Here is a 23,817-nt window from a genome sequence, read left to right as displayed (position 1 = left end):
CTACCTCGAACCGTCGGCGACCGGCCTGTCCGCCTCTTGTGCCGAAGCTGTGCGCCGCCTGTGAGCCCGCTTCCCTCGGACGGAGACGCGCCGGCCGGACGCGTGCGCCCCGGCCCGCACCGCCCCGTGGTCGGCGCCCGCGAGGATCCCCTCGGCCCGTTCCGCCGCCCGCCGCGTGTCCGGCGACTCCGCGAGCACGCAGCAACGCCAGGCCGGCGGCCGCACGGCAGGTCTCCCCCGCGGCGTGAACGCCTCAGGCCGGTCTCCCCCGCGACATGGACGCCTCAGGCGCCGGTCTCCCCGCGGCGTGAACGCCTCAGGCGTCGGTTTCCCGTCCGGTGTCCGCCAGTGGTAGCAGGACGGTGAATCGGGTGCGGCCCGGCGCGCTCTCCACCGCGACGCTGCCGCCCTGGGCGGTCAGGACGGCGTGCACGATGGCCAGCCCTAGGCCGGTGCCGCCGGCCGCACGGGAACGGGAGCCGTCGGCGCGGGCGAAACGTTCGAAGATGTGCGGCAGCAGGTCGGCCGGGATCCCCGGGCCGGTGTCGGCCACCCGCAGCACCGCCTGCCTTCCGCGCGCGGCCACGCCGACCGTGACGCGGGTGCCCTCGGGGGTGTGCGCGCGGGCGTTGGCGAGCAGGTTGGTCAGCACCTGCTGCAGCCGCGCCGGATCGCCGAGCACCGTGACGGGGTCCTCGGGCATCTCCAGGCGCCAGTCGTGCCGGGGGCCGGCGGCGTGAGCGTCACCGACCGCGTTGACCGTGAGCATCGAGAGGTCCACGGCCTCGTGCGCCAGGGGCCGGCCGGCGTCCAGCCGGGCCAGCAGCAGCATGTCATCGACCAGGCCCGTCATCCGCCGGGCCTCGGACTCCACCCGGCTCAGCATGTGCGCCACCTCCGGCGGCAGCGAACGCCCGGCGCGCCCGCCGAGCTCGGCGTAGCCGCGGATCGCCGCGAGCGGCGTGCGCAGCTCGTGGCTGGCGTCGGCGACGAACTGGCGTACCTGCGTCTCGCTGGCGTGCCGCACCTCCAGCGCGTTGCCGACGTGGTCGAGCATCAGGTTCAGCGCCGCGCCCACCTGGCCCACCTCGGTGCGCTCGTCGGCGTCGTCCTCGGCGACCCGCTGCGGCAGCTCCACCTCGCCGCGGTCGAGCCTCATCCGCGACGCGCGGGTGGCCGTGGCCGCCACCCGCGACAACGGCCGCAAGGCCCTGCCTATGATCACGACGCCGATGTAGGCCACCGCTCCCAGCGCGATCACCGTCACCCCGGCCACCACCGCGGCCACCAGGTACAGCGTCTCCCGGGTGTCCGCCAGCGGCAGCCCGGTGACCAGGATCGCGCCGTCGGGCATGGTCCGCGCGACCAGCCGGTACTCCCCCAGCTCACCGAGGTCGCGGCTGCGCGGCGCCCCGTCCGCCGGCAGCGCGAGCAGCGTGGCGCCGAGGTGGCCGACGTCCGGCCGCGGCTGCCCGTCCTCCACCAGGACGTCGGCCGCGGCCACCGTGCCGTGGCAGATGCGCGCCGCCAGGGTGCCGATGACCTGCCCCGGCGGGAACTCCCGGTCCCGGGGCCGCACGCAGCCGGGTCCGGGAGGGGACGACAGGTCGAAGGAGCGCGGCGCGCGGTTGGCCGCCGCGCGCAACTGAGCGTCCACGCGGTCGTAGAGCACCTTGTTCAGTGTGATCTCGGCGGTCACGCCGACGATCAGGAGCGCCGGCACCAGCAGGGCGACCATGGCCGCCACCAGGCGGGTCCGCAGCGACCGGGGCCGCGCGCCCCGTCTTCCCGGCGCGGGCTCACTCACCGGGCCGTAGGACATACCCGGCGCCGCGCATCGTGTGGATCATGGGATTCCGGCCCGCGTCGATCTTCTTGCGCAGGTACGACACGTACAGCTCGACCACGTTCGCCTGGCCGCCGAAGTCGTAGTTCCAGACCCGGTCCAGGATCTGCGCCTTGCTGAGCACGCGGCGCGGGTTGCGCATCAGATAGCGCAGCAGCTCGAACTCCTTGGCCGTCAGGGAGATCGGCGTGCCGTCGCGCCGCACCTCGCGGCTCTCCTCGTCCATGACGAGGTCGCCGACCGCCATCCGGGAGCCGGACCGGCGCTGCGAACGGGACGCCCGGCGCATCAGCCCGCGCAGCCGCGCCACCAGTTCCTCCAGGCTGAACGGCTTGACCACGTAGTCGTCGCCACCGGCCGTCAGCCCGGCTATGCGATCTTCCACCGAATCCCGCGCGGTCAGGAACAGCACCGGCACGTCCGGCGACTCCGCGCGCAGCCGCCGCAGTACCTCCAGCCCGTCGATGTCGGGCAGCATCACGTCGAGCACGACGGCGTCGGCGCGGAAGTCCCGGGCCACCCGGACCGCGCTGAGACCGTCGGGGGCGCTGCGCACCTCCCAGCCCTCGTAGCGCAGCGCCATGGCCAGCAACTCGGCCAGGGTCGGCTCGTCGTCCACGACCAGCACCCGCACCGGGCCGCCGTCCGGGCGCCGCGGCCCGCCGCGGGAATCCACGTCAGCCATCGTCATGGGCCCATCGTGACCGGCGAGGCTGTGCGCCCCCTCAGCCTCTCCTGAAGGCCACCTGTGATTCCCGCGTCCCGGCGGCCCGGTGGAGGGCCGCCAGGGCTCCGTCAGTGGCCGGCGGTCTCCCAGGTGCCTCCGGTGCCGGTGGAGACCGACAGCGGGACGCTCAGGGGGTAGGCGGCGCACATCTGGTCGGTCACCAGGGTGCGCAGGGTGTCGAGCTCGCCGGGGGCCACCTCGAAGACGAGTTCGTCGTGGACCTGGAGGAGGGTCCGGGAGCGGAGGCCCGCTTCCTTCATGGCCCTGGTGACGTCGAGCATGGCGACCTTGATGATGTCGGCGGCGGAGCCCTGGATGGGGGCGTTCAGGGCCATGCGTTCGGCCATCTCGCGGCGCTGGCGGTTGTCGCTGGTCAGGTCGGGGAGGTAGCGGCGGCGGCCCAGGATCGTCTCGGTGTAGCCGTCGAGGCGGGCCTGGTCGACGATGGCGGCGAGGTAGTCGCGGACGCCGCCGAACTCTTCGAAGTATTCCTCTTTCAGGGCGCGGGCCTCGGCCACGGGGATGTTCAGCTGGCCGGAGAGGCCGAAGTCGGACAGGCCGTAGGCCAGGCCGTAGTTCATCGCCTTGATGCGGGCGCGCAGTTCGCCGCCGACCTGCTCGGGCGGCAGGTCGAACACGCGGGCGGCGGTGGCCTGGTGGAAGTCGTGGCCGGACTCGAAGGCGGCGATCAGCGAGGCGTCCCGCGACAGGTGGGCCATGATGCGCAGCTCGATCTGGCTGTAGTCGGCGGTGAGCAGGCATTCGTAGCCCTCGCCGACGACGAAGCCCTGCCGGATGCGGCGGCCCTCGGCGGTGCGGATCGGGATGTTCTGGAGGTTGGGCTTCTCCGACGACAACCGGCCGGTGGCCGCGATGATCTGGTTGTACGTGGTGTGGATGCGCCGGTCGTCGCCGATCTCCTTGATCAGGCCCTCGACCGTGACCTTCAGGCGGGTCTGGTCGCGGTGGCGCAGCAGGATGGTCGGCAGCTCGTTGTCGGTCTGGGTGGCGAGCATGGCCAGCGCGTCGGCGTCCGTGGTGTACCCGGTCTTGATGCGCTTGGTCTTGGGGAGCCCGAGCTTGACGAAAAGGATCTCCTGGAGCTGCTTGGGCGAGCCGAGGTTGAACTGCTCCCCCACCACCCGGTGGGCCTCTTCGACCGCCTGCTTGACCGCGGCGCCGAACTCGGCCTCCAGGCCCATGAAGTAGTCGCGGTCGGCGGCGATCCCGGCGCGCTCCAGCTCCGCCAGGACCCGCACGAGCGGCAGCTCCACCTCCTGCATCAGGCGGGTGCCCCCGCGCGGCTCCAGATGGGCCTCCAGGGCGTCCGCGAGCTCGCGGACGGCGTCGGCCCGCACCGCGAGCTCCTCGGCCGCGTTGTCCTCGGGGTCGTCGAACAGGGCGGCCTGGCCGCCGTTGTCGGCCTCGGCGCGCAGCTCGCGGTGGAGGTAGCGCAGCGCGAGGTCGTCCAGCGGGAAGGAACGCTGCCCCGGCATCGCCAGATAGGCCGCGAGCGCCGTGTCGCAGGTGAGCCCGCGCAGGTCGAGCCCGTGGGCCCACAGGGCCAGCAGGGGCCCCTTGGCGTCGTGGAGGGCCTTCGGGACGCTCTCGTCGGCCAGCCAGGCGCCGAGCGCGCTCTCGTCGGCGGGGGTGAGGGCGGTGAGGTCGACGTAGGCGGCGCGGGCCGGGCGCCCCTCGCCGCCGGGGACGGCGATGGCGAGGTTGTCCATGCGGCCGGTGCCGCTGCCCGAGGTGCCCTTGACGGCGAGCCCGGCGCGCCCGGCGGGCACCGCGGCGAGCCACGCCGCCACCTGGCCGGGCCCGAGCGTGGTGACCTCGACGGAGAAGCCCTCGTCGGCCTCGGGCTCGGCCGTGCCGATGCTCTGGTAGAGCCGGTCGCGCAGCACCCGGAACTGGAGCGTGTCGAACAGCTTGTGGATCTCGTCGCGGTCCCACTGGCCCATGGTGAGGGCGCCCGGCTCGACGTCCAGCGGGACGTCGCGGCGCAGCTCGGTGAGCTGGCGGTTGTGCACGACCTGGCCGAGGTGCTCGCGAAGTTTGTCGCCGACCTTGCCCTTGACCTCGTCGACCCGGTCGACCAGGGCGGCGAGGGAGCCGAACTCCTTGACCCACTTGGCGGCGGTCTTCTCCCCCACGCTCGGGACGCTCGGGAGGTTGTCGCTGGGGTCGCCGCGCAGCGCCGCGAAGTCGGGGTACTGCTCGGGGGTCAGGCCGTACTTCTCGACGACGGCGGGGGGGTCGAAGCGGGTCATGTCGCTGATGCCGCGGCGGGTCATCAGCAGGGTGACCCGGTCGTTGACCAGCTGGAGCGCGTCGCGGTCGCCGGTGACGATCAGGACGTTCATGCCCTGCTCGCCGGCCTGGTGGGCGAGCGTCGCGATGAGGTCGTCGGCCTCGTACCCGGCCAGCGAGAGGTGGGGCACGCGCAGCGCGTCGAGCACCTCGAAGATCAGGCTGACCTGGCCGCGGAAGTCTTCGGGGGTCTCCTGGCGGTTGGCCTTGTACTGCTGGTACGACTCGTGCCGGAACGTGGGCTCGGACCGGTCGAAGCACACCGCCACGTGGGTCGGCTTCTCGTCCCGCAGGACGTTGATCAGCATCGAGGTGAAGCCGTACACCGCCTCGGTGTGCTGGCCGTCGGTCGTGGTGAGGTTGGCGTCCTTCAGCGCGTAGAACGCGCGGTACGCGAGCGAGTGCCCGTCCAGCAGAAGCAGACAGGGCCGGGCGGGGGTCGGATCCGTCTTCGGCACACCCGCAGCCTAGTCTCCTGGTACGACAGAACGGCTCCGTTGTTGCGCACTGGAGGCATCCCCTTGACCATGACGAACCCCGAGGACCTGGACGAAGGCGAGATCCGGGCGGGTCGGCACCTCGGGTCCCTGGCCGACACCATGGGCATCGAGATCACCGAGATCACGGCCCAGCGCGTGGTGGCGCGGATGCCGGTCGCGGGCAACACCCAGCCGCTCGGCCTGCTGCACGGCGGCGCCTCCTGCGTGCTCGCCGAGACGATCGGTTCGATGGGCGCCATGACGCACGCGGGGCCGGGGCGGATCGCGGTCGGGATCGAGATCAGCGCCACCCACCACCGGTCGGCCACCTCCGGTCACGTCACCGGCGTGGCGACCATGGTGCACGGCGGGCGCAACCTCGCCACCTACGACATCCAGATCACCGACGCCGACGGACGGCGGGTCTGCACCGCCCGGCTCACCTGCATGCTCCGTGACAGTGCGTGATATTTAAGGGAATTCGGTCCGGCTTTGTGACTCTCTTTGCACAGGAGCCACAAGGATCGCTAGCGTTGTGAGGCCAGGGCCCGTGGGTGGTCGAGTAGACAACGTGTGCGGCCGGGGAAGCCATACATGGCCCCAAAGTCACCCACGGGCTCCCTCCGGCTAGCCGGTCGCGCCGGGCGCCTCGTCGCTCGGCGCTCCCGGTCCGCCGACCCCCTCGCCGATGTGCCCGGGGTCGAGCACGCGGCTGAGGAACGACCGCGTGCGGGCGTGCTGCGGCCGCCCGATCACCTGGTCCGGCGGGCCCTCCTCGACGATGACGCCGCCGTCCATGAAGACGACCCGGTCGGCCACCTCACGGGCGAAGCCCATCTCGTGGGTGACGACGAGCATGGTCATGCCGTCGTCGGCCAGCGCCCGCATGACGGCCAGCACGTCGCCCACCAGCTCGGGGTCCAGCGCGGAGGTGGGCTCGTCGAACAGCATCAGGCTGGGGTTCATGGCGAGCGCCCGCGCGATGGCCACCCGCTGCTGCTGGCCGCCGGACAGCTGGGCGGGGAAGTCGTCGCACTTGGCGGCGACGCCGACCTTCTCCAGGTTGCCCCGCGCGACGCGCTCGGCCTCGGCCCGGCCGCGCCGCAGCACGCGGCGCTGGGCGATCATGACGTTCTGCAGGACCGTCATGTGCGGGAAGAGGTTGAACGACTGGAACACCATGCCGAGCCGTCGCCGCGCCGCGTCCAGGTCGACGTCGGGGTCGGTCAGCTCGACGCCGCCCACGGTCACGGTGCCCTTGGTGGGCTGCTCCAGCAGGTTGACGCAGCGCAGCAGCGTCGACTTGCCGGAGCCGGAGGGACCGATCACGCAGACGACCTGGCCCTCGTCCACGGTGAAGTCGATGCCCTTGAGCACCTCCAGCGAGCCGAAGGACTTGTGCAGGTCGCGGATCTCGACCGCGTGGCTCATCAGGTCACCGTCCCTTTCCCTGGCGCCGTTCCAGGCGGCCGGCGAGGTAGCCCAGCGGGATGGTGACGAGCAGGTACGTCAGGCCGACCACCAGGATCGGGGTGGCGTTGCTCGTCGTGGACGCCAGGTCGTTGCCGAACTTGGTCAGCTCGACGTACTCGCCGCTCACTCCGAGGAACAGCACCAGGGAGGAGTCCTTGAGCAGGGAGACGAACTGGTTGGTGGTGGGGGGGATCACGATCCGGATGGCCTGCGGGATGACCACCGAGATCATCGACCGGGAGTGGGACATGCCGAGGGACCTGGCGGCCTCGGTCTGGCCCCTCGGGACCGCCTGGAGGCCCGCACGCAGCGTCTCGGCCATGTAGGCCGCGCTGACGATGGTGAGGCCGAGGATGCCCTGGCCGTACGTGCCCCCGGGGACCTGGAAGCCGGTCAGCGCGAGGGGCAGGAACAGGATCATGAGGAAGATCAGCAGGGCCGGGAGGCCGCGGAAGATCTCGATGTACACGATCGCGATCCAGCGGTACGGCCGCACCGAGGACAGGCGCATCAGCGCCAGCAGGAGGCCGAGCAGCGACCCGAACACGAAGCCGCCGACCGTGTAGATGATGGTGTTCACCAGGGCGACCGTGAACACCTCGGGGAACGCCTGCTCCGCCACGTCCAGCTTGGCGAAGTTGACCGCCAGGCCCTCCCAGTTGACGAAGAACGCGAGTGCGACGAGCGCGCCGGCCAGCACGATGTACTGGACGCCGCGGCTGATCCGCTGCCGCTTGCGGGGACTGAGCCGGGACCGGCCGGGCGCGGGCCCGGCCGGTCCAGAAGGTCCGTCCGTCGTGGACTGGTCCGTCATCGGATCAGGTGCCCAGCTCGCCCGGCTTCTTACCGAACCACTTCATGTAGATCGCGTCGTAGGTGCCGTCGGACTTGGCCTTGGCGATCTCCTCGTTGATGATCTTGAGGAGCTCGGTGTTGCCCTTCTTCAGGCCGATGCCGTACTGCTCACCGGTGTCGAGGCTGGCGATCAGCTCGAACTTGTCGGCGATCTCCGGCTTCTTCAGCCAGGTGAGCACGACCGGCAGGTCCTGGACGATCACGTCCGCCTGGCCGGACTGCAGGCCCAGCAGTTCCTTGGGCGAGTCGGCGAACTCGGTGGGGTTGAGGCCCTTCTCCTTGACGTAGTCGAGGCCCGTGGTGGAGGCCTGCGCGCCGAGCTTGAGGCCCTTGGCCTTCACGTCGTCCAGCGACTTGGCACCGGTGCCCTTCTTGGCGAGCAGGGCCTGCGTCGCGTCGAAGTACGGGTCGGAGAAGTCGATGTTCTGCTTGCGCTCGTCGGTGATGGTCATGCCCGCCGCGGCCACGTCGCACTTGCCCGCGTTGAGGGCGGCGCCGCTCTTGATGACCGCGAAGTCGATGTCCACGATCTCCTGCGGGACGCCCAGCCGCTTGGCCGCCAGGTCGACCATGTCGACGTCGAAGCCGACGACCTTGTCGCCCTGCTTGAACTGGAACGGCTCGTAGGGAAGGTTGGTGCACGTCGTGAGCTTGCCGGGAGTGACGAACTTGATGCCCGGGGCGGAGGCCCCTCCACTGCCGGCGGAGGCGCTGGCACCCGTGGTGGGCTCATCCGATCCGCCGCCGCAAGCGGAGAGAAGGCACGTAGCGCTCACGACTAGTGCCCCGATTGATGTAATACGGCGACGTCTGGACCAGAAGACCACAACGTCCTCCTCTTTAGCTCAATGTCGGAGTTAAGTTAAGTTACCGTAACCTTGGCCATGGTCCCGCACCTGGTCACCAGGGGTATTACCGGAAAGAAACGATCGCACAACAGCTGGAGCGGCCTGGGGCTCCCGGCGGTTAGTGTGCGATGCGTGAGGTCACCCTGGGGCCTGTGCGCCTTACTCGTCCTGCCGCTGCTCGGGGGGTGCTCCGGCGAGCCCGCCGCGGCCCCGGCGCCCGCGCCGCGCACCTACCTGATACCCGCCGAGACCGCCCGGCCCGACGAGACCGTGATCAAGGCCGCGCCCGTGGTGGACGGGCAGATGCGGTTCCGGGTGCTGGGATACAACGACGGGATGCCGAGCATGTTCGGCAGCCACGCCGAGTGGAACGCCAAGGGGCAGTACGCCCGGGTGCGGATCATGATCGAGAGCACCGACCGGACCAACCAGAAGTTCGACTCGAAGCAGCAGCTCCTGGTCGCGTCGGACGGCCGCACCTTCCACACCGACATCCAGGGCCAGGCCATCAAGCGGCAGCCGGACGAGATCCCGGTCGGCTCCTTCGTGAAGATGCAGTTCGACCTCTGGTACGACGTCCCCAAGGACGCCAGGATCGTCGCCATCCGTTTCTTCGGCGACCCGCCCCTCGGCGCGATCGGCCCCTCCAAGGGCGCCGAGGTCCGCCTCCGCTGAGCAACCAAAGAGCCCCTGCCTGACGGCAGGGGCTCATGGTCATGTGTTCACGCCTCCGCGAGCCGGTCAACCCCCGATCGCGGGCATGGCCTCGAGAACGGGATCCGCCGCGGCGGCCGGTCTCGTCGTCGTGAGCAGATCCACCAGGTGGCCCGCGATCGCGTTGATGGTGGGCTGTTGCCACAGCAGGGTCGCGGGGAGACGGCAGCCGAAGCGCTTCTCCAGACGCCGCCTGACCATGACGGTCATCACCGAGTCCAGCCCCTGTTCCACGAGGGGACGCCGGACCGCGAGGTCCTGCGGGGCGAGCCTCATCACGGCCGCGATCTCCGCGCGGACCTCGACCAGGGCGTACTCGCGCAGTTCCTCCGGCGTCAGGCCGGCGAACGCCTCCGCGGGCTCCCGGAGCTCCTCCTCGGCCGCCGCCGGCGCGTCGATCACCGGATAGCGGAGGCCCGACAGGTGCCCCACCACCCGGCCGCCGGCGTCGGCGATGAGCGCCAGTACCGTGTCCTCGCCCGCCGGGTCGAGGGCCGCCTCGATGATCACCGTCTCCGGCGGCGTGCCGCTCAGCGCCACCTCGTCGATGTGCACGACCATGCGTAGCACCGGATCGCCGGGGAACACGCAGGGAGCCACGGACATCACCGCGTCCATCGCCGGTGCCCAGGTCGGCCGCGCCCCGGCGGGCTGCCAGGTGCGGACCGTGGCGCGCAGCACCCCGTCCGCGCTCAGCAGCGTCTCGATCGTCCAGTCGAAGCCCGTCGAGGGGACGCCGACGGCGGCCAGCCGCTCGTGAACGAATCCGGTGTCGATCGGGGTGAGGCCGGTCGCGCCGGCGTCCGGCAGCACGCCGGGCATCGCCCGGCCCGGAGCCGCCCCGTCGCCGGGATCCGTCACGGTCGCCGTGACGTGAACCAGCCAGGCGGGTTCCGGCTCGCCGGGGGCGGCCGGCGTACGCGCCGCGAGCCGTATCCCGGGAGGCTCGTGGACGACCTGGATCTGCCTGCGTTCCGCGGTCATCAGCGGATGCATCATCTCCACGCCGGTGAGGGTGCCGCCCTCGTCCGCGATCGCGTCCAGGAACGTGTTGACCAGCACGGCGGCGGGCACGATCTCGACCCCGCCGAGGGCGTGGCTGCCCGGGTAGGGCCGGTTGGCGTCCTCCAGGCTGGTCCGCCACACCCGTGTCCGGCTGCCCGCGAGGCTCGTCCCGGCTCCGAGCAGGGTGTGGGAGTGCACGTCGTGCCCCCGGTTGTCGCCCTCGCCGTTGTAGCTGTCACGCCAGTGGCGGCGGTGCTGCCAGGGGTACGGCGGCAGGGCGGCCAGGCCGCCGTCCGGCTGCAGACGGCTCCAGTCCACACCGACGCCGTGGCAGTGCGCCGTGCCCACCGCGGCGAGGAAGGTCGCCCGCTCCGGCTGGTTGCGGCGCAGTGACGTGCCCACGAACACGTCCTCGAACCCGGTGTCGCCGAGCGTCTCGTTGATGGAGTGCGCGACCACCGGGTGCGGGGAGATCTCCAGGAACGCGCGGTAGCCGTCCTGCGCGGCGGCCGTCGTCGCCGCGGCCAGCCGTACCGGCTCCCGGAGGTTCGCCGCCCAGTACTGGCTGTCGAGGACGGGCGTCGACCGGGGGTCGGGCAGCGCGGTGGTGTACATGGGAATGCGGGGCGCGCCGAACGAGAGATCGGCGGTGGCCGCCGCCAGTTCGACGGCCAGGGGGTCCATCTGCGGGCTGTGGAAGGCGACGTCCGACGCCACCCGGCGTACCACGATGCCCTCGGCAGGCCACTCGTTCACCACCTCCTCGACGGCGGCGACGTCCCCGGACAGCACGGTGGAGCCGGGAGCCGACGAGATCGCGGCCACCAGGTCGGTGCGGCCGGCCAGCCGCTCGGCCGCCTCCTCGAAGGGCAGGCCGACCATCACCATGGCCCCCTTGCCCTCGGCCTCGCGCAGCAGCCTGGACCGGCGGCAGATCAGGCGCGCGCCGTCGGCGACGCTCATCGCGCCGGCCGTCACCGCCGCCGCGATCTCGCCGACGGAGTGACCGATGACGGCCTTGGGGGTCACGCCGTGCGCGTTCCAGAGCCTGGCGAGGCCCAGCTGCATCACGAAGATCATGGTCTGTTCGCGGTCGATCCCGTCCAGGTCGCCCTCGGCCAGGATCTTCCGGGGAGAGAAGCCGATCTCCGCCAAGAAGATCGGCTCCACCTCGTCGACCAGGGACGCGAACTCCGGCTCCGTGGCGAGCAGCTCCCGTCCCATCCCGCGCCACTGGCAGCCCTGCCCGGCGAACACCCAGAGCGGCCCGGGGCCCGGCTCGGGCAGCACGTCCCCGGTGAGGACGGACTCGGCCGGCAGGTCCTCCGCTAGCCTGCGCAGGCTAGCCGTCAGCTCGTCCCGGTCCGCCGCGATCACGACGGCCCGGCGGCCCAGATGCGAGCGCCGGATCGCCAGCGTGTGCCCAGCCGAAGCCAGGTCGAGTCCCTGGCCGGGGATGGCGAGCCGGTCGGCCAGCGTGCCCGCGTACTGCCGCAGAGCCGTCTCCGAGGCGGCCGACAGCGGGAACAGCCGCTGCCCCGTCCCCTCGCCGCGGGGCTCGTCCGGAGCCGGAGGAGCCTGCTGGAGCACGATGTGCGCGACGGTGCCGCCGTACCCGAAGCTGGAGACGCCCGCCCGGCTGGGGTGGTCGCGATCCGGCCAGTCCGATCGCTTGGTCACCACGCGAAGCCCGGAGGTCTCCCACGAGATGGCGGGGTTCGGGGTGGTCAGCACGCTCGGCGGGATCTCGCCCCGGTCGAGGGCGAGCACCGCCTTGATGATGCCGGCGATGCCGGCGGCGCCTTCGAGGTGGCCGATGTTGGACTTGACCGAGCCGATGAGGCACGGGTCGCCCGCGGGCCGCCAGGTGCCGTACACCGAGCTCAGCGCGCCCGCCTCCAGCGGGTCGCCCAGCCGGGTCCCGGTCCCGTGCGCCTCGATGTAGTCGACGGTGGCCGGGGAGATGCCCGCCTGCCGGCACGCCCGGACCATCACGTGTTCCTGGGCCTCGCCGCACGGCGCCATGATGCCGTTGGTGTGCCCGTCCTGGTTCACGGCGCTGCCGATGACGAGCGCGAGGACCCGATCACCGTCGCGGCGCGCGTCGGACAGCCGCTTGAGCACGACCACGCCGCAGCCCTCACCGCGTCCGTATCCGTCGGCCATGGCGTCGAACGACTTGGACCGCCCGTCGGGGGCCAGGGCTCCGGCGGCGCCGAGGGTGAGGGTCTCGCCCGGGGTCACCAGCAGGTTGACCCCGCCGGCGAGCGCGACGTCGCTCTCTCCGAGCCGCAGGCTCTGCGCGGCCAGGTGGAGCGAGACCAGCGACGCCGAGCACGCGGTGTCCACCGCCATGCTGGGCCCGCGCAGGTCCAGGGAGTAGGAGATGCGATTGGCGACGGCGCAGGTCGCGGCGCCGATCCCGGTCCACGCCTCGATCTGGGGCAGGTCCTCCAGCAGGCGGCGGCCGTAGTCGTCGGTGCAGATCCCGATGAACACCCCGGTGTCGGTGCCGGCCAGATCGCGCGGAGGCAGGCCGGCGTGCTCCAGGGCCTCCCACGCGGTCTCCATCAGGATCCGCTGCTGCGGATCCATCAGCTCGGCCTCCCGGGGCGACAGGCCGAAGAACTCCGTGTCGAAGCCCTCGATGTCGCTCAGGAAGCTGCCGTTGCGCACGGCATGGCGCAGAGCGGCCGCGTATTCGGGGCTGCGGTTCTCGTAGGAAAGCCAGCGTTCGGCGGGCAGCGGCCCTGTCGTGTTCCGGCCCGCGCACAGCAGGTCCCAGAACTCGTCCGGTGAGTCGGCGTCGCCGGGGAAACGGCACCCGATCCCGATCACCGCCACCGGTTCCGTCCGGACTCCGCTCGGACTATCGACCATCGCGTTCGTTTCCCTTCAAGGACGACGTTTCACAGCCACGTTTCAGGACCATGAGGGCGTATCGAGAATCTTGATCACGGCGCTGGAGACGGTGACCCCAGGGCCGGTGCCGAGCATCAGCAGGTGGTCACCGGGGCCCAGTTGCCCGGTCACGAGCAGCCGGTCGAGGGCGAGGACCTGGTCACTGGCCCCGCAGTGGCCGATGGTGCGGCCGTAGTCCCAGGTCGATCGGGACATCGGCAGGTCGAGCGCGGCCATGCAACGCTGCTCGACGATCTCTTCGGAGTAGTTCATGAAGGCCACCCGGGTGAGATCGCGGGCCTCGATCCCGCTCTCGGTCAGCGCGCGCTCGACGACCTCCATCAGCGCCCGCTGGATCTTGAACAGTGCCGCCGTGCTCTCGCCCCGGGGCATGACCTGCTGCCGGAACTGCTCGTTCCTGGCGCCGAAGCTCATCCGGCGCCCGACGGTGACGCCGGGAGGGAACAGGGGTTCGGTGCCCCGGTGCAGTTCCTCGGCCTCGGTCACGGTCACGGTGCAGACCGACATCAGGCGCGCGAAACCCGCGCCCTTCGTGAGCACGAGCGCGCTGGCGGCGTCCCCGCCGATATAGCCGGGACCCATCCGCCAACGGTCCATCAACGGGGTGCCGTAGTTGTCGGCGGCGACCAGCAGGGCGGCCTGCCGGCCGGGAGTGGCGTCCAGGTAGCTCGCCGCGAGCTCCAGGCCGATGAACATCCCGTTGCAGCCCTGCCGGATCTCGGTGGCCAGGACGTCCCCGCCGACCAGATGGCGCTGCAGGTAGGCGTGCGGCGGCCAGCCGTCCGGACCCTGGTGCCACGTCGAGGCGTAGAGAAGGAGATCGAGGTCGGCCGGTGCCCGCCCGCTGCGCTTGAGCGCGCTCTGCGCGGCGTGCAGAGCCATCTCCGGAGCCGGTACGTCACCGGCCACCGCCGCCCCGGCCAGGTTGTGCAGTTCGACCTCTTCGGCCGGGTACCAGCCTTTGGCGACGGCCTTCTCGACGCTGACCGTCCTCGGGAGGAAGGCTCCCACTCCGCTGATGTAGGTGTCCGCCCACTGCATGACTCTGCCCTCACTGGCTCGGACGGCTAGACGAACGACGCCGGTTCGAGTTCTTTGATCATCGCGGCGATGGTCGCCACGTCCTTGAAGTTCTCGGGGTCGAGCTTCGCGGCGGGGATCGGGACGCCGATCTCCCGCCGGATGAAGTTCAGCAGGCGCGCCGTCCGCAGGGAGTCCAGAAGGCCCGACAGCAGGAGCGGGGTCGTCTCGTCGACCTTCAGGTCGACATCGTCGGTGACCAGGTTCTCCTGAATGAAGGCGACCAGCCTGTGAGCGATCTCGCCGGTGTTCCGTACGGTCGTCATGCCGAGTGCCCCTCTCGTGCCGCGGGCCGCGTCACCGGAGAGGGCGCGAGGACCCTGAACGCGGCCGCGGCGACCGACGTTCCCGAACCGAACCCCACCATCAGCAGGTGATCTCCTGGTACGAGCCCACCGGTCGCGACCAGGTGCTCGAAGGCGATGAACTGGTCGACCGCGCCGCAGTGGCCGACGCGCCGGCCGTAGTCCCAGGTCGTCTGGTCGACCCCGATGCCCAGCCAGGACATCTGCCCGTCCAGGTCCTCGCGGCGGCCGTGGGGGAACGCCACCCGGGTGATGTCGGCCAGCTTGATCCCGGCCTCGTCCAAGGTCTGTTCCACCTGTTGCATCATCGTCTTCTGGATCTTCAGGTGGATCCCGGTGCCCTGCTTCTTGAGCAACCTCTGGCGGAACTCCTCGTGCCGGTCTCCGAAGCTCAGCCCTCTCCCGATGGTGGCGTCCGGGGGGAACAGGGGGTAGGCGCCGTCGTTGACGGCGTCGGCCTCCGGGATCGTCGTCGCGTTGACCGAGAGGAGCTCGGCCATGCCGTAGTCCTTGCCGAGGAGGAGCGCGCACGCGGCGTCGCCTATCACCGCGCCGGGCGTCATCCGCCAGCGGTCCACCAGCGGGGTGCCGTGGTTGTCGGCGGAGACCACCATCGCCGTCTGGTGGGCCGGGTCGGCCTGCAGGTAGCTCGCCGCCAGCTGGAGCGAGCTGATCATTCCGACGCAGCCGCTCCGGATCTCGTACGCCGGCACGTGGCCGCCGAAGAGGTGCATCTGCAGGTAGTGCTGGGGCTGCCAGCCGTTCGGACCCTGGTGCCAGACCGACGGATAGAGCAGGAGATCGAGGTCACGCGGGGAGGACTCGCACCAGCGGTCGTAGGCGTCCTGGACCGCGCGGCGCGCCATCTCGGGCGCGGACACGTCGCCGGCCACCGCCGCGCCGATCTGCTGGAACTGCTCGACCTCCTCGGCCGGGTACAGCCCGTCCCGGACCGCCTGCTCGATGCTCACGGCGTCCGGCACAAAAGTGCCGAGGCTTCTGACGAACATGTTGGATGTACGCACGCGTCCCCTAACTCGTGGACGATCGCCACACCTGCCGGCACGGCGAGAAGAGGCACCGCCGAACCGGCGGAGCACCATGGAGTACGGCGTCATCAGGACGCCGACGGGGTTTCCGGACAGGCCGCAGCCATGGGGCCTTCCGGCAGCGGGTCAGGCGAGCGAGGTGGGACGGGCGACACCCGTATCGTGCGTTCACATAAAGGCACCCGCTACAGAGCAGGGACGCGGTTTCTTATCGTGAAACGCAGCGAAATCGCGGTACGGGATGTCGAATAGCTCGCAGCCGACCAACGAAAAAAGTCGTGAAAACGGAGCCGACGGTCAGGCGATGTTCAGGCTGGTTGTTCCGCAGTCCCCGCCGACCGTCGAAGTGCTTGAAACCAAATGCCGTAACATGCTCCTCTCTCTCGTCGGCCGTCACACAGGCAAGGATAGGGGCTGACCATCGAGTAAAGCAATATGAGCGTCCGAAATCTGAACAACGTCATTGCGTGATCGGAGTTCGGCGGAACGTGTTTGAGTTATGAAATGAAAATTTCCGCTCCGAGCTGCGGTTTCTCCGCCTGGATGGTTACGGATGCGTTTCCACGGCGCCCGGAGAACCACCGGTCCGTCGCCATTCATCGGAGGAATCCGGCTCAGCCGTTGCCGGTCCGTCCGTCGCACGGACCGGCAACGCGCTAACTACCGCACTATCTGCGGGACAGACAGACGTGTCGTCAGCTGGGCACCTTGGTACAAACGATTCCGTTGAGTTTGAACTCGGCCGGCGTGACGCTCGTCCCGTTCGCCTGGAAGCCGAAGCTCGCGGCGGAGCCGGGGCCGATATAGGCGTTGGTGCCGGCGTCGCGTGCGAGCACCGCGGTGCCGGTCTGGGTCACCGTGGCGTTCCAGGCACTGACGATCTGCTGACTGCCCGGCCAGGTCCATTGCATGGCCCAGCGGTCGATGGGGGTCGTCCCGGTGTTCGTCATGGTCACCGTGGCGTTGAAGGCTCCGCTCCAGGGACTGGGGGCGTAGGCGACGTTGCAGGAGTTGCCCAGCTTGAGTGCGCCGCGCAGCCAGGTCTCGAAGTTGACCCAGGTGGGGTTGGGCGAGCCGGCCACGGTGGTCCCGGAGCAGTTCGTCGTGGTGTAGGTGGTCTGGGTGCCGTAGCGGGCGGGGTCCATCACCCAGCTCAGGCCGTGGTCCGCGCCGGGAATCGAGATGAACTGGGCGTTGCCACAGCTGGTCTTGATCTTGTTGTAGAGCAGGACGCTCTGCCCGTGCGGTACCAGGAAGTCGGCCTGGCCGTGCAGGAACATCAACGGCGGGTCGTTCTGGTCGACGTAATTGATCGGATTGGCCAGAGCCGTCTGGGTGGGACAGGTCTGGATGGCGCAACCGATCAGGAGGGATTCGGGGGAGGCGGGAGAGTTGTGGTCCAGCCCACCGGTCGGCAGGTTCTGCGCGTTCATCTGCAGGAAGTCGGTGGGGCTGAAGAAGGCGAGCCCTCCCTGCACGGCACTGGAGACGCCGGTCGTGCCGACGGTGCCCTCCAACGACGCCACGCCGCCGGTCAGGGTGGCCATCTCCGTCAGCCAGCCGCCCGAGGAGTCGCCCATCATGGCGATGCGATTGGGGTCGATCTGGTAGGTGGCGGCGTTGGCGCGCAGAAAGCGGATGGCCGCCTTGATGTCGTGCACCTGGGCCGGGAAGACCGCCTGCGTGCTGGACCGGACACTGACGCCGGCCACCGCGAACCCCTTGGGGTTGAAGACGGCGGCGATGGCGTCCGCGCCGACCTTGCCGTCGTCGCTCGACCACGCCGAGCCGCTGTGCCAGATCAGCAGCGGCCGGGGGGTGAGGCCGCCCGTCGGCAGGTAGAGGTCGAGCAGATGTCCCCTGGAGCCGGCCGGCGACGCGGGCGCGTAGGCGATGTCGCTGATCACCGCGGCGTGGGCCGGCGGCGCGAAGGATAACGACAGGCCGACGGTGGCCAGCATGGTCATGACCATGCCGGCGATCGCGGACCTACGGATACGAGCATGCATGGTGGTGCGCCTCCGGTACTCGGGGTGATCGCCGCTACCCAGGTGGTGGCCGTCCAGATCTCCCCCGGTCCGGGGCAGCCGCGATCAGCACGCGAGCCGTAGCGCCTGTTGAGAACGTACGTCCCGTTTCAAGTCCTGGCCTTGCATCGATATGGGCGAGGCGACGATATGACAGGTACGCGACCAGGGTCAAAGTATTCGTCGGATCGGTCCATTTCTGACAGCAGGTCCTCAGTCTGAACAGGGAAAAGCGGCCCATCTGGGACCGAACGCGACAAACGCCAAGAAAGTTTCAGCACCGATGGCCGACGACCCGGCCATACCGGCGTTTCGGGACATGACCGGCCACAGTGCCCGGAACAGCGGGAGGAGGGCAGTGATGATCACAAATGGCATGATCATGATATGGGACATCTGGAGATCCTTAAATCAGGCAGACCGGGAATTAATGTCAGCCTTGAATCGCACAATCATCGTGAAACATGTGCCGCCCTCATCTAAACACCGCGATCGCCGGCCCGCCCTTCGCCGACGGCGACTCTCCGTGCCTGTCACACGGTCGTGACAATACTTTCTGACACAAAGGGTGATATCTTGACCGCCATGATCTGCCCAGTCGCAGGAGGATGAATGCGCAAGGCACGCGCGGTTCTCGTCTCGGCCGTTCTGGCCATCGGAGTGTCGTTATCCATCGGCGCCGCCCCGGCACAGGCCGAGTCGCTGAACGGCATCTACCGGCAGTATTCGGAATGCCAGCGGGTCGGAAGCTACGGCGACGACCAAGGCTGGTGGGACAACTGGCGATGCGAGTGGAAGAGCCAGTATTACTACTACTTCCTCTACTCGTGACACCGTGAACGGATGCGCCCCAGGCTCGGACGGCGAGCCTGGGAGCGCGCCACAGGCCGGCGGGACGCCACCCCGCGCCCGCGGCTCGTGGCCTCCCGCCGTTCACCTCGGAAGACTTCGTTCCCGCCCCGGCTCCGCAGGGGATTCCCCGGGGACATGAAACCGCCCGGCCGGGTCGCGTCCCGGCCGGGTCTGTCGTTCAAGAGCCCGCCCGGACGGGACCGCTGTTCAGACCGGGCGGATGTCTCGTCCGGCCGCCTCACCGGGATCGCGTCCCGGAGAGGCGGCCGTCTTGCCGGACCCCGTCAGTGGGTGCCCAGTTCGCCGCCGAGGTAGGCCTCCCGGACCTGGGGGTCGTTGAGGAGGTCGGAGGCGGGGGCGGACTTGACGACGCGGCCGGTCTCCAGAACGTAGGCGCGGTGCGCCAGCTGGAGGGCCTGCTGGGCGTTCTGCTCAACCAGGAGCACGGTGGTGCCGCGGTTGTTGATCTCCTTGATGATGGTGAAGATCTGGGTGACCAGCATGGGGGCCAGGCCCATCGACGGCTCGTCCAGCAGGAGGACCTTCGGACGGCTCATCAGGGCGCGGCCGATGGCGACCATCTGCTGCTCCCCGCCGGACATCGTGCCGCCCGCCTGGTTGCGGCGTTCGGCCAGGCGCGGGAACAGCTCGAAGACCTCGTCGAGATCCTTGGTCAGGTCGCCCGAGCGGGTGTAGGCGCCCATCAGGAGGTTCTCGGTGACGGTCATGCCCGGGAAGACGCCGCGGCCCTCGGGAGACTGGCCGATGCCGGCCAGCACCCGCTTGTGGCCGGGCATCTTGCTGATGTCCTGGCCGTCGAACACCACGCTGCCCGAGGTGAGCGGGCGCAGGCCCGAGATGGTCTTGAGCGTGGTGGTCTTGCCGGCCCCGTTGGCGCCGATGAGGGTGACGATCTCGCCCTCGTCGACCTGCAGGGACACGCCCTTGATCGCCTCGATCTTGCCGTAGTGGACGCGGATGTCGCTGATTTCAAGAAGCATCGGCGGGAGCCCCCAGGTACGCCTCGATGACCCTCGGGTCGTTCTGCACCTCGGCGGGGAGGCCGTCGGCGATCTTCTGCCCGAAGTCGAGCACGGCGATGCGGTCGCTGATGCCCATCACCAGTGCCATGTCGTGCTCGATCAGCAGGACCGTGCGACCGGCGTCCCTGATCTTGCGGATGAGCCCCTGCAGGGACTCCTTCTCCGCGGGGTTCATGCCCGCCGCGGGCTCGTCGAGCAGCAGCAGCTTCGGCTTGGTGGCCAGCGCGCGGGCGATCTCCAGCCGTCGCTGGTCACCGTACGGGAGGTTCTTGGCGGTCTCCTCCCAGCGGTTGCCGATGCCGACGAACTCCAGCAGCTCCCGCGCCAGTGCCTTGCCGTCCCGCTCCTCGTGGCGGTGCCAGGGCAGCCCGAGGGCCGCGCTGAACATGCCGGCGCGGTGGTGGGCGTCCGCGCCCACCATGACGTTCTCCAGGGCCGACATGTTGTGGAACAGCCGGATGTTCTGGAAGGTGCGGGCGAGGCCACGCTTGGTGACCTTGTAGCGCTTCATGCCGTCGATGCGGTCGCCGTCGAAGACGACCTGGCCGGCGGTCGGGCGGTAGACGCCGGTGACCACGTTGAACACCGTGGTCTTGCCGGCGCCGTTCGGCCCGATCAGCGCGAAGATCTCGCCCTCGTTGACCGTCAGGTCGACGTCGCGCAGCGCGACGACGCCGCCGAACTGCATCTTGACGGTCTCCAGCCGCAGAAGCGGACGCGTCTCGCTCATTTGGCTGCTCCTTCGGCTGCGTGGGTCTCCGGCCCGGCGACCTCGGCCCCGAGGCTGCCCATGCCGCCCGTGCCCTCGGCCAGTTCGGCTTTTCGGCGCCGGGACGGCAGGAGGCCCTCCGGCCGGAAGATCATCAGGACGACCAGTGCGCCGCCGAACACCATGATGCGGTAGTCGGACAGGCCGCGGAACCGCTCGGGCAGCCAGGCGACCAGGAACGCGCCGAGGATGACGCCCGGCAGGTTGCCCGAGCCGCCGAGCACGACCGCCGCGAGGATGGTGGCCGACAGCATGAACATGAAGTCGTTCGGGTTGATCGAGATGGTCTTGCCGGCCCAGACGACCCCCATCGCGCCGCCGATGGAGGCGCCGATGGCGAAGGCGAGGAGCTTGAACTTGAAGGTCGGCACGCCCATGACCTCGGCGGCGTCCTCGTCCTCGCGGATGGCGGCCCACGCGCGGCCGACCCGGCTCTTCTCCCACCGCTTCACGAAGATGATGATGGCGGTGGCCACCACCACGAGCAGGTAGTAGTACGGCCGGGGGTCGAGCACGCCGTAGTGGAAGACGTCCACCCCGAAGATCATGACGCCGTCGAGACTCGGCGGGTGCGGGATGCCCGCGATGCCGCGCGGCCCGCCGATGGCGGGGGTGTTCTCGGCGGTCTGCCGGACGATCTCACCGAAGCCGAGCGTCACGATGGCGAGGTAGTCGCCGCGCAGCCGCAGGGTCGGCCCGCCGAGCACGACTCCGGACACGGCCGACAGCACGACGCCGACGACCAGGATCTCCCAGAAGTTGAGCCCCAGCTCGGTGCCGAGCAGCGCCATGGAGTAGCCGCCGATGGCGAAGAACGCGATGTACCCGAGGTCCAGCAGGCCCGCCTGGCCGACCACGACGTTCAGGCCGATCGCCAGGACCACGAACGTGCCGATGGGGAAGAACAGCACGCTCGCCCAGTCGGTGTACGGCGACATGAACTGCCCGATGGAGTCGGAGGGCAGCAACAGGGCGATGACGAACAGTGCGGCGTAGACGATCCAGCGCTGCCAGCCGGGCGCGTCGGCCCAGCGGTCGCGGATGCCGTCGGTGAACGCCGAGACGGCGTTCCTGCCATTGGTGATCGTGGTGTTGGTGCTCATGCGCGCGCCCGCTGGAGGGATTCACCGAGGATGCCGGTGGGCCGGAACATCAGGACCAGGACGAGAACCGTGAACGCGATGACATCCTTCCATCCCGAGCCGAAGATGGCAGCCCCGTAGTTCTCGATGAGCCCGAGGAACAAGCCGCCGACCAGCGCTCCGCGTAGGTTGCCGATGCCGCCCAGCACCGCGGCGGTGAACGCCTTGATGCCGAGCAGGAAGCCGATGGAGAACTTCGTGACCTCGAACTGCAGGATGAACAACGCGCCCGCGATGCCGGCCATCAGGCCGCCGATCAGGAACGTGATCCGCACGATCTTGTCGATGTCCACGCCCATCAGGACCGCGGTCTCGGGGTCCTGGGAGGTGGCGCGGATGCCACGCCCGATCTTGGTGCGGTTGACCAGCAGGTCGAGCAGGATCATCATGCCGACCGCCGCGACGAAGATCAGGATCTGGTCGACCCGGATCTGCGCCCCGCCCAGCGTGAACAGCACGTCCTTGTCCATGATGCGCGCGACGCCCATCTGGTTACGGCCCTGCTGCGGACGGTTGAAGACGTGCGGGATGATCACCAGGGCGAAGAGCTCCTGGAGGAACAGGGAGGCGCCGATGGCCGAGATGAGGGCGGCCAGGCGCGAGGCGCCGCGTTTGCGCAGCGGGCGGTAGGCGATGCGTTCCAGCAGCATCGCGGAGCCCGCCGAGGCGGCCCCGCCGACCAGCAGCATGAGCAACAGCCCGCCCACCAGGGCGAGGCCGGTCAGCGGCTGGGTGATGCCGAACGTCATGACCACGAAGGCCGACGCCATGGTGCCGATCATGAAGATCTCGGAGTGAGCGAAGTTGATGAGTCGCAACACGCCGTAGACCATCGTGTAGCCCAGGGCGACCAGGCCGTAGATCGAGCCCAGGATGAGGCCGTCGATCGTGTACGGCCAGAACGAGCCGAGAAGATTATCGAACACGAGGTTTCGCTTTCAGGGAGCCGTCACGGGACACGGACGGGGGCGGGAGCGCACGTGGCGTTCCCGCCCCTCTCACTTCTGTCCGATGAACTGTCAGCCGTCGAGCTTGGCCGTCGTGGTGTCACCGAGCAGGCCGATGACGCCGGCCTTGACCTGGTACATGTAGATCGCCTTCGCCGAAGGCTCACCGGTCGGGTCGAAGCTGATGTGCTTGGAGATGCCGTCGAAGTCCGACTTGCCGACCGCCTCGTTGATGGCGTCCGGCGTGGTCGCGCCCGCGCCGATCACCTTCAGGAAGGTGGTCATCGCGTCGTAGCCCTCGGTGGCGTAGACCAGCGGGTCGGCGCCGAACTTCGCCTTGTAGTCCGTGGCGAACTTCTTGACCTTCTCGTCGGCCTCGTCCGGGGTGGGGATGCGGCAGGGGCAGCCGATGAGCGCGCCCTCGGCCTGCTCGGCGCCGGCGCCCTCGACGATGCCCTTGTCCAGCGAGCCGTCGCCGGAGAAGAACTTGGCCGTCACGCCCTTGTCCCTGAGCTGCTTGAGCAGCTTGCCGGCCGCGGCGTAGTAGCCGCCGAAGAAGATGGCGTCCGGCTTGGCGGACGACACCTTGTTCACCGTCGAGGAGTAGTCGGTGGCGTTCGGGTCGAGCGCGTCGCTGGTGACGGCGACACCCTTGGTCTTGAGCTGCGCCCGGACCGCGTCGCCGATGCCGAGGCCGTACTCGGACTTGTCGTCGATCACGAAGGCGTTCTTGGACGCGGCGGCGCCGGCGATGAAGTCGGCGATGGCCGGGCCCTGCACGCCGTCGTTCGGGACGACGCGGTGCCAGTACTTCCAGCCGTTCTTGGCGAGGTCGACGTTGGTGGCCGAGGCGGAGATGTTCGGGATCTTCGCCTCCTCCAGCACCGGGACGGCCTGCTTGGACTCACCGGAGAACGCGGGGCCCACCATGGCGACGATCTTGTCTGTCTTGATCGCCTGCTGGCTCAGGGCCACCGCGGTGGTCGCGTCCGCGCGGCTGTCATAGGGGACCAGCTCGACCTTGACCTTGGGGTTGGTCGCGTTGTACTCGTCAACGGCGAGCTGGGCGCCGTTGCGCGGCGGGATGACGATGCCGGAGTTCTCACCCGACAGGTCGCCCATGAAGCCGATCTTGAGCGTGGTCGGCGCGGCGGAGGATCCACCACCGCCCGCCTCCGGCTCGGAGCCGCCGCAAGCGGCGAGACCAACGGTTAGTGCCACACCGACGGCGAGCACGCCCCCGAGGCGAGCAATCTTGGGCCGCAAGGTTGCCTTCCTTTCGCCTGATCCCACGTCGGGATCGGGTCCACAGAGCCCCCCTGGCGGATACGACCAGGGGTTGTTGACGGCATTACACCCAGCTCAAGTCACAGGTCGGTACAGAGAGACCCCACGTTACCGCTTCGTTATCACACCGGTCC

At 69.6% G+C, this 23,817-nt stretch carries 19 protein-coding genes; 3 read left to right on the top strand and 16 right to left on the bottom strand.

Annotation, left to right across the window (positions count from 1 at the left end; all coding sequences use genetic code 11):
* Positions 1-316 precede the first annotated feature (316 nt).
* The 3 genes from ACFP1K_RS17000 to polA form a co-directional block, all read right to left on the bottom strand.
* On the bottom strand, positions 317-1,807 hold the full coding sequence (locus ACFP1K_RS17000) for a sensor histidine kinase (protein WP_380753826.1): 1,491 nt from the start codon (positions 1,805-1,807) through the stop codon (positions 317-319).
* Positions 1,800-2,537 (bottom strand): response regulator transcription factor, encoded by a 738-nt coding sequence (locus ACFP1K_RS16995; RefSeq protein WP_380753823.1) that lies wholly within the window; start codon positions 2,535-2,537, stop codon positions 1,800-1,802. The genes ACFP1K_RS17000 and ACFP1K_RS16995 overlap by 8 nt, the downstream gene beginning before the upstream one ends.
* A 104-nt stretch (positions 2,538-2,641) precedes the next feature.
* Complete coding sequence (gene polA, locus ACFP1K_RS16990) at positions 2,642-5,344, bottom strand: DNA polymerase I (protein ID WP_380753820.1); 2,703 nt, start codon at positions 5,342-5,344, stop codon at positions 2,642-2,644.
* 69 nt (positions 5,345-5,413) lie between these two features.
* On the opposite strand from polA, the gene ACFP1K_RS16985 reads away from it, so the two are divergent.
* Positions 5,414-5,833, top strand: a complete 420-nt coding sequence (locus ACFP1K_RS16985; RefSeq protein WP_380753817.1) for a PaaI family thioesterase — start codon at positions 5,414-5,416, stop codon at positions 5,831-5,833.
* A 159-nt stretch (positions 5,834-5,992) separates the two neighbouring features.
* Here ACFP1K_RS16985 and ACFP1K_RS16980 read toward each other — a convergent pair whose 3' ends face one another.
* The 3 genes from ACFP1K_RS16980 to ACFP1K_RS16970 are packed head-to-tail and all read right to left on the bottom strand — an operon-like array spanning position 5,993 to position 8,469.
* The gene (locus tag ACFP1K_RS16980) at positions 5,993-6,796 is read right to left on the bottom strand and encodes an amino acid ABC transporter ATP-binding protein (protein WP_380753814.1); all 804 of its coding nucleotides are present in this window, start codon (positions 6,794-6,796) and stop codon (positions 5,993-5,995) included.
* A 4-nt stretch (positions 6,797-6,800) separates the two neighbouring features.
* Complete coding sequence (locus tag ACFP1K_RS16975) at positions 6,801-7,652, bottom strand: amino acid ABC transporter permease (RefSeq protein ID WP_380753811.1); 852 nt, start codon at positions 7,650-7,652, stop codon at positions 6,801-6,803.
* A gap of 4 nt (positions 7,653-7,656) precedes the next feature.
* A complete protein-coding gene (locus ACFP1K_RS16970; protein ID WP_380753808.1) occupies positions 7,657-8,469 on the bottom strand; it encodes an ABC transporter substrate-binding protein in 813 nt (270 codons plus the stop codon).
* Between the two features lie 204 nt (positions 8,470-8,673).
* On the opposite strand from ACFP1K_RS16970, the gene ACFP1K_RS16965 reads away from it, so the two are divergent.
* A complete protein-coding gene (locus tag ACFP1K_RS16965) occupies positions 8,674-9,216 on the top strand; it encodes a DUF4352 domain-containing protein (RefSeq protein ID WP_380753805.1) in 543 nt (180 codons plus the stop codon).
* Between the two features lie 66 nt (positions 9,217-9,282).
* Here the strand turns inward: ACFP1K_RS16965 and ACFP1K_RS16960 are convergent, their stop codons facing one another.
* The 5 genes from ACFP1K_RS16960 to ACFP1K_RS16940 form a co-directional block, all read right to left on the bottom strand.
* Positions 9,283-13,098: a type I polyketide synthase gene (locus ACFP1K_RS16960; protein WP_380753802.1), complete on the bottom strand. Its 3,816-nt coding sequence runs from the start codon at positions 13,096-13,098 to the stop codon at positions 9,283-9,285.
* An 84-nt stretch (positions 13,099-13,182) separates the two neighbouring features.
* Positions 13,183-14,223, bottom strand: a complete 1,041-nt coding sequence (locus ACFP1K_RS16955; protein WP_380753799.1) for a ketoacyl-ACP synthase III family protein — start codon at positions 14,221-14,223, stop codon at positions 13,183-13,185.
* Positions 14,224-14,249: 26 nt separating this feature from the next.
* Positions 14,250-14,528, bottom strand: a complete 279-nt coding sequence (locus ACFP1K_RS16950; RefSeq protein WP_380753796.1) for a phosphopantetheine-binding protein — start codon at positions 14,526-14,528, stop codon at positions 14,250-14,252.
* A complete protein-coding gene (locus ACFP1K_RS16945; RefSeq protein ID WP_380753793.1) occupies positions 14,525-15,592 on the bottom strand; it encodes a ketoacyl-ACP synthase III family protein in 1,068 nt (355 codons plus the stop codon). Before ACFP1K_RS16945 ends, ACFP1K_RS16950 begins: the two co-directional genes overlap by 4 nt.
* Before the next feature lie 719 nt (positions 15,593-16,311).
* Positions 16,312-17,625, bottom strand: a complete 1,314-nt coding sequence (locus ACFP1K_RS16940) for a cellulose binding domain-containing protein (RefSeq protein ID WP_380753790.1) — start codon at positions 17,623-17,625, stop codon at positions 16,312-16,314.
* 630 nt (positions 17,626-18,255) lie between these two features.
* Between ACFP1K_RS16940 and ACFP1K_RS16935 the strand changes: the two genes are divergently transcribed.
* The gene (locus ACFP1K_RS16935) at positions 18,256-18,474 is read left to right on the top strand and encodes a hypothetical protein (protein ID WP_380753787.1); all 219 of its coding nucleotides are present in this window, start codon (positions 18,256-18,258) and stop codon (positions 18,472-18,474) included.
* A gap of 305 nt (positions 18,475-18,779) precedes the next feature.
* Here ACFP1K_RS16935 and ACFP1K_RS16930 read toward each other — a convergent pair whose 3' ends face one another.
* The 5 genes from ACFP1K_RS16930 to ACFP1K_RS16910 all read right to left on the bottom strand — a co-directional run bounded on the left by ACFP1K_RS16930 (position 18,780) and on the right by ACFP1K_RS16910 (position 23,662).
* Positions 18,780-19,496: an ABC transporter ATP-binding protein gene (locus ACFP1K_RS16930; RefSeq protein WP_380753785.1), complete on the bottom strand. Its 717-nt coding sequence runs from the start codon at positions 19,494-19,496 to the stop codon at positions 18,780-18,782.
* A complete protein-coding gene (locus ACFP1K_RS16925) occupies positions 19,486-20,268 on the bottom strand; it encodes an ABC transporter ATP-binding protein (protein WP_380753783.1) in 783 nt (260 codons plus the stop codon). The genes ACFP1K_RS16930 and ACFP1K_RS16925 overlap by 11 nt, the downstream gene beginning before the upstream one ends.
* Complete coding sequence (locus ACFP1K_RS16920; protein ID WP_380753781.1) at positions 20,265-21,410, bottom strand: branched-chain amino acid ABC transporter permease; 1,146 nt, start codon at positions 21,408-21,410, stop codon at positions 20,265-20,267. The genes ACFP1K_RS16925 and ACFP1K_RS16920 overlap by 4 nt, the downstream gene beginning before the upstream one ends.
* Positions 21,407-22,375: a branched-chain amino acid ABC transporter permease gene (locus tag ACFP1K_RS16915; protein WP_380753779.1), complete on the bottom strand. Its 969-nt coding sequence runs from the start codon at positions 22,373-22,375 to the stop codon at positions 21,407-21,409. Before ACFP1K_RS16915 ends, ACFP1K_RS16920 begins: the two co-directional genes overlap by 4 nt.
* Before the next feature lie 93 nt (positions 22,376-22,468).
* Positions 22,469-23,662, bottom strand: a complete 1,194-nt coding sequence (locus ACFP1K_RS16910) for a branched-chain amino acid ABC transporter substrate-binding protein (protein WP_380753777.1) — start codon at positions 23,660-23,662, stop codon at positions 22,469-22,471.
* Positions 23,663-23,817 lie beyond the last annotated feature (155 nt).

This window comes from Sphaerisporangium aureirubrum (assembly GCF_042658925.1).
GTDB lineage: Bacteria > Actinomycetota > Actinomycetes > Streptosporangiales > Streptosporangiaceae > Sphaerisporangium > Sphaerisporangium aureirubrum.
Note: the sequence above shows the minus strand (reverse complement) of the source record. Positions and strands in the feature narration are given on the sequence as shown.

Bases quoted from the DNA above. Each gene is read 5' to 3' on its own strand.
- ACFP1K_RS16995 (WP_380753823.1), bottom strand. From the start codon at position 2,537: ATGACGATGGCTGACGTGGATTCCCGCGGCGGGCCGCGGCGCCCGGAC.
- ACFP1K_RS16985 (WP_380753817.1), top strand. From the start codon at position 5,414: ATGACGAACCCCGAGGACCTGGACGAAGGCGAGATCCGGGCGGGTCGG.
- ACFP1K_RS16980 (WP_380753814.1), bottom strand. From the start codon at position 6,796: ATGAGCCACGCGGTCGAGATCCGCGACCTGCACAAGTCCTTCGGCTCG.
- ACFP1K_RS16975 (WP_380753811.1), bottom strand. From the start codon at position 7,652: ATGACGGACCAGTCCACGACGGACGGACCTTCTGGACCGGCCGGGCCC.
- ACFP1K_RS16955 (WP_380753799.1), bottom strand. From the start codon at position 14,223: ATGCAGTGGGCGGACACCTACATCAGCGGAGTGGGAGCCTTCCTCCCG.
- ACFP1K_RS16950 (WP_380753796.1), bottom strand. From the start codon at position 14,528: ATGACGACCGTACGGAACACCGGCGAGATCGCTCACAGGCTGGTCGCC.
- ACFP1K_RS16940 (WP_380753790.1), bottom strand. From the start codon at position 17,625: ATGCATGCTCGTATCCGTAGGTCCGCGATCGCCGGCATGGTCATGACC.
- ACFP1K_RS16935 (WP_380753787.1), top strand. From the start codon at position 18,256: ATGCGCAAGGCACGCGCGGTTCTCGTCTCGGCCGTTCTGGCCATCGGA.
- ACFP1K_RS16930 (WP_380753785.1), bottom strand. From the start codon at position 19,496: ATGCTTCTTGAAATCAGCGACATCCGCGTCCACTACGGCAAGATCGAG.
- ACFP1K_RS16925 (WP_380753783.1), bottom strand. From the start codon at position 20,268: ATGAGCGAGACGCGTCCGCTTCTGCGGCTGGAGACCGTCAAGATGCAG.
- ACFP1K_RS16920 (WP_380753781.1), bottom strand. From the start codon at position 21,410: ATGAGCACCAACACCACGATCACCAATGGCAGGAACGCCGTCTCGGCG.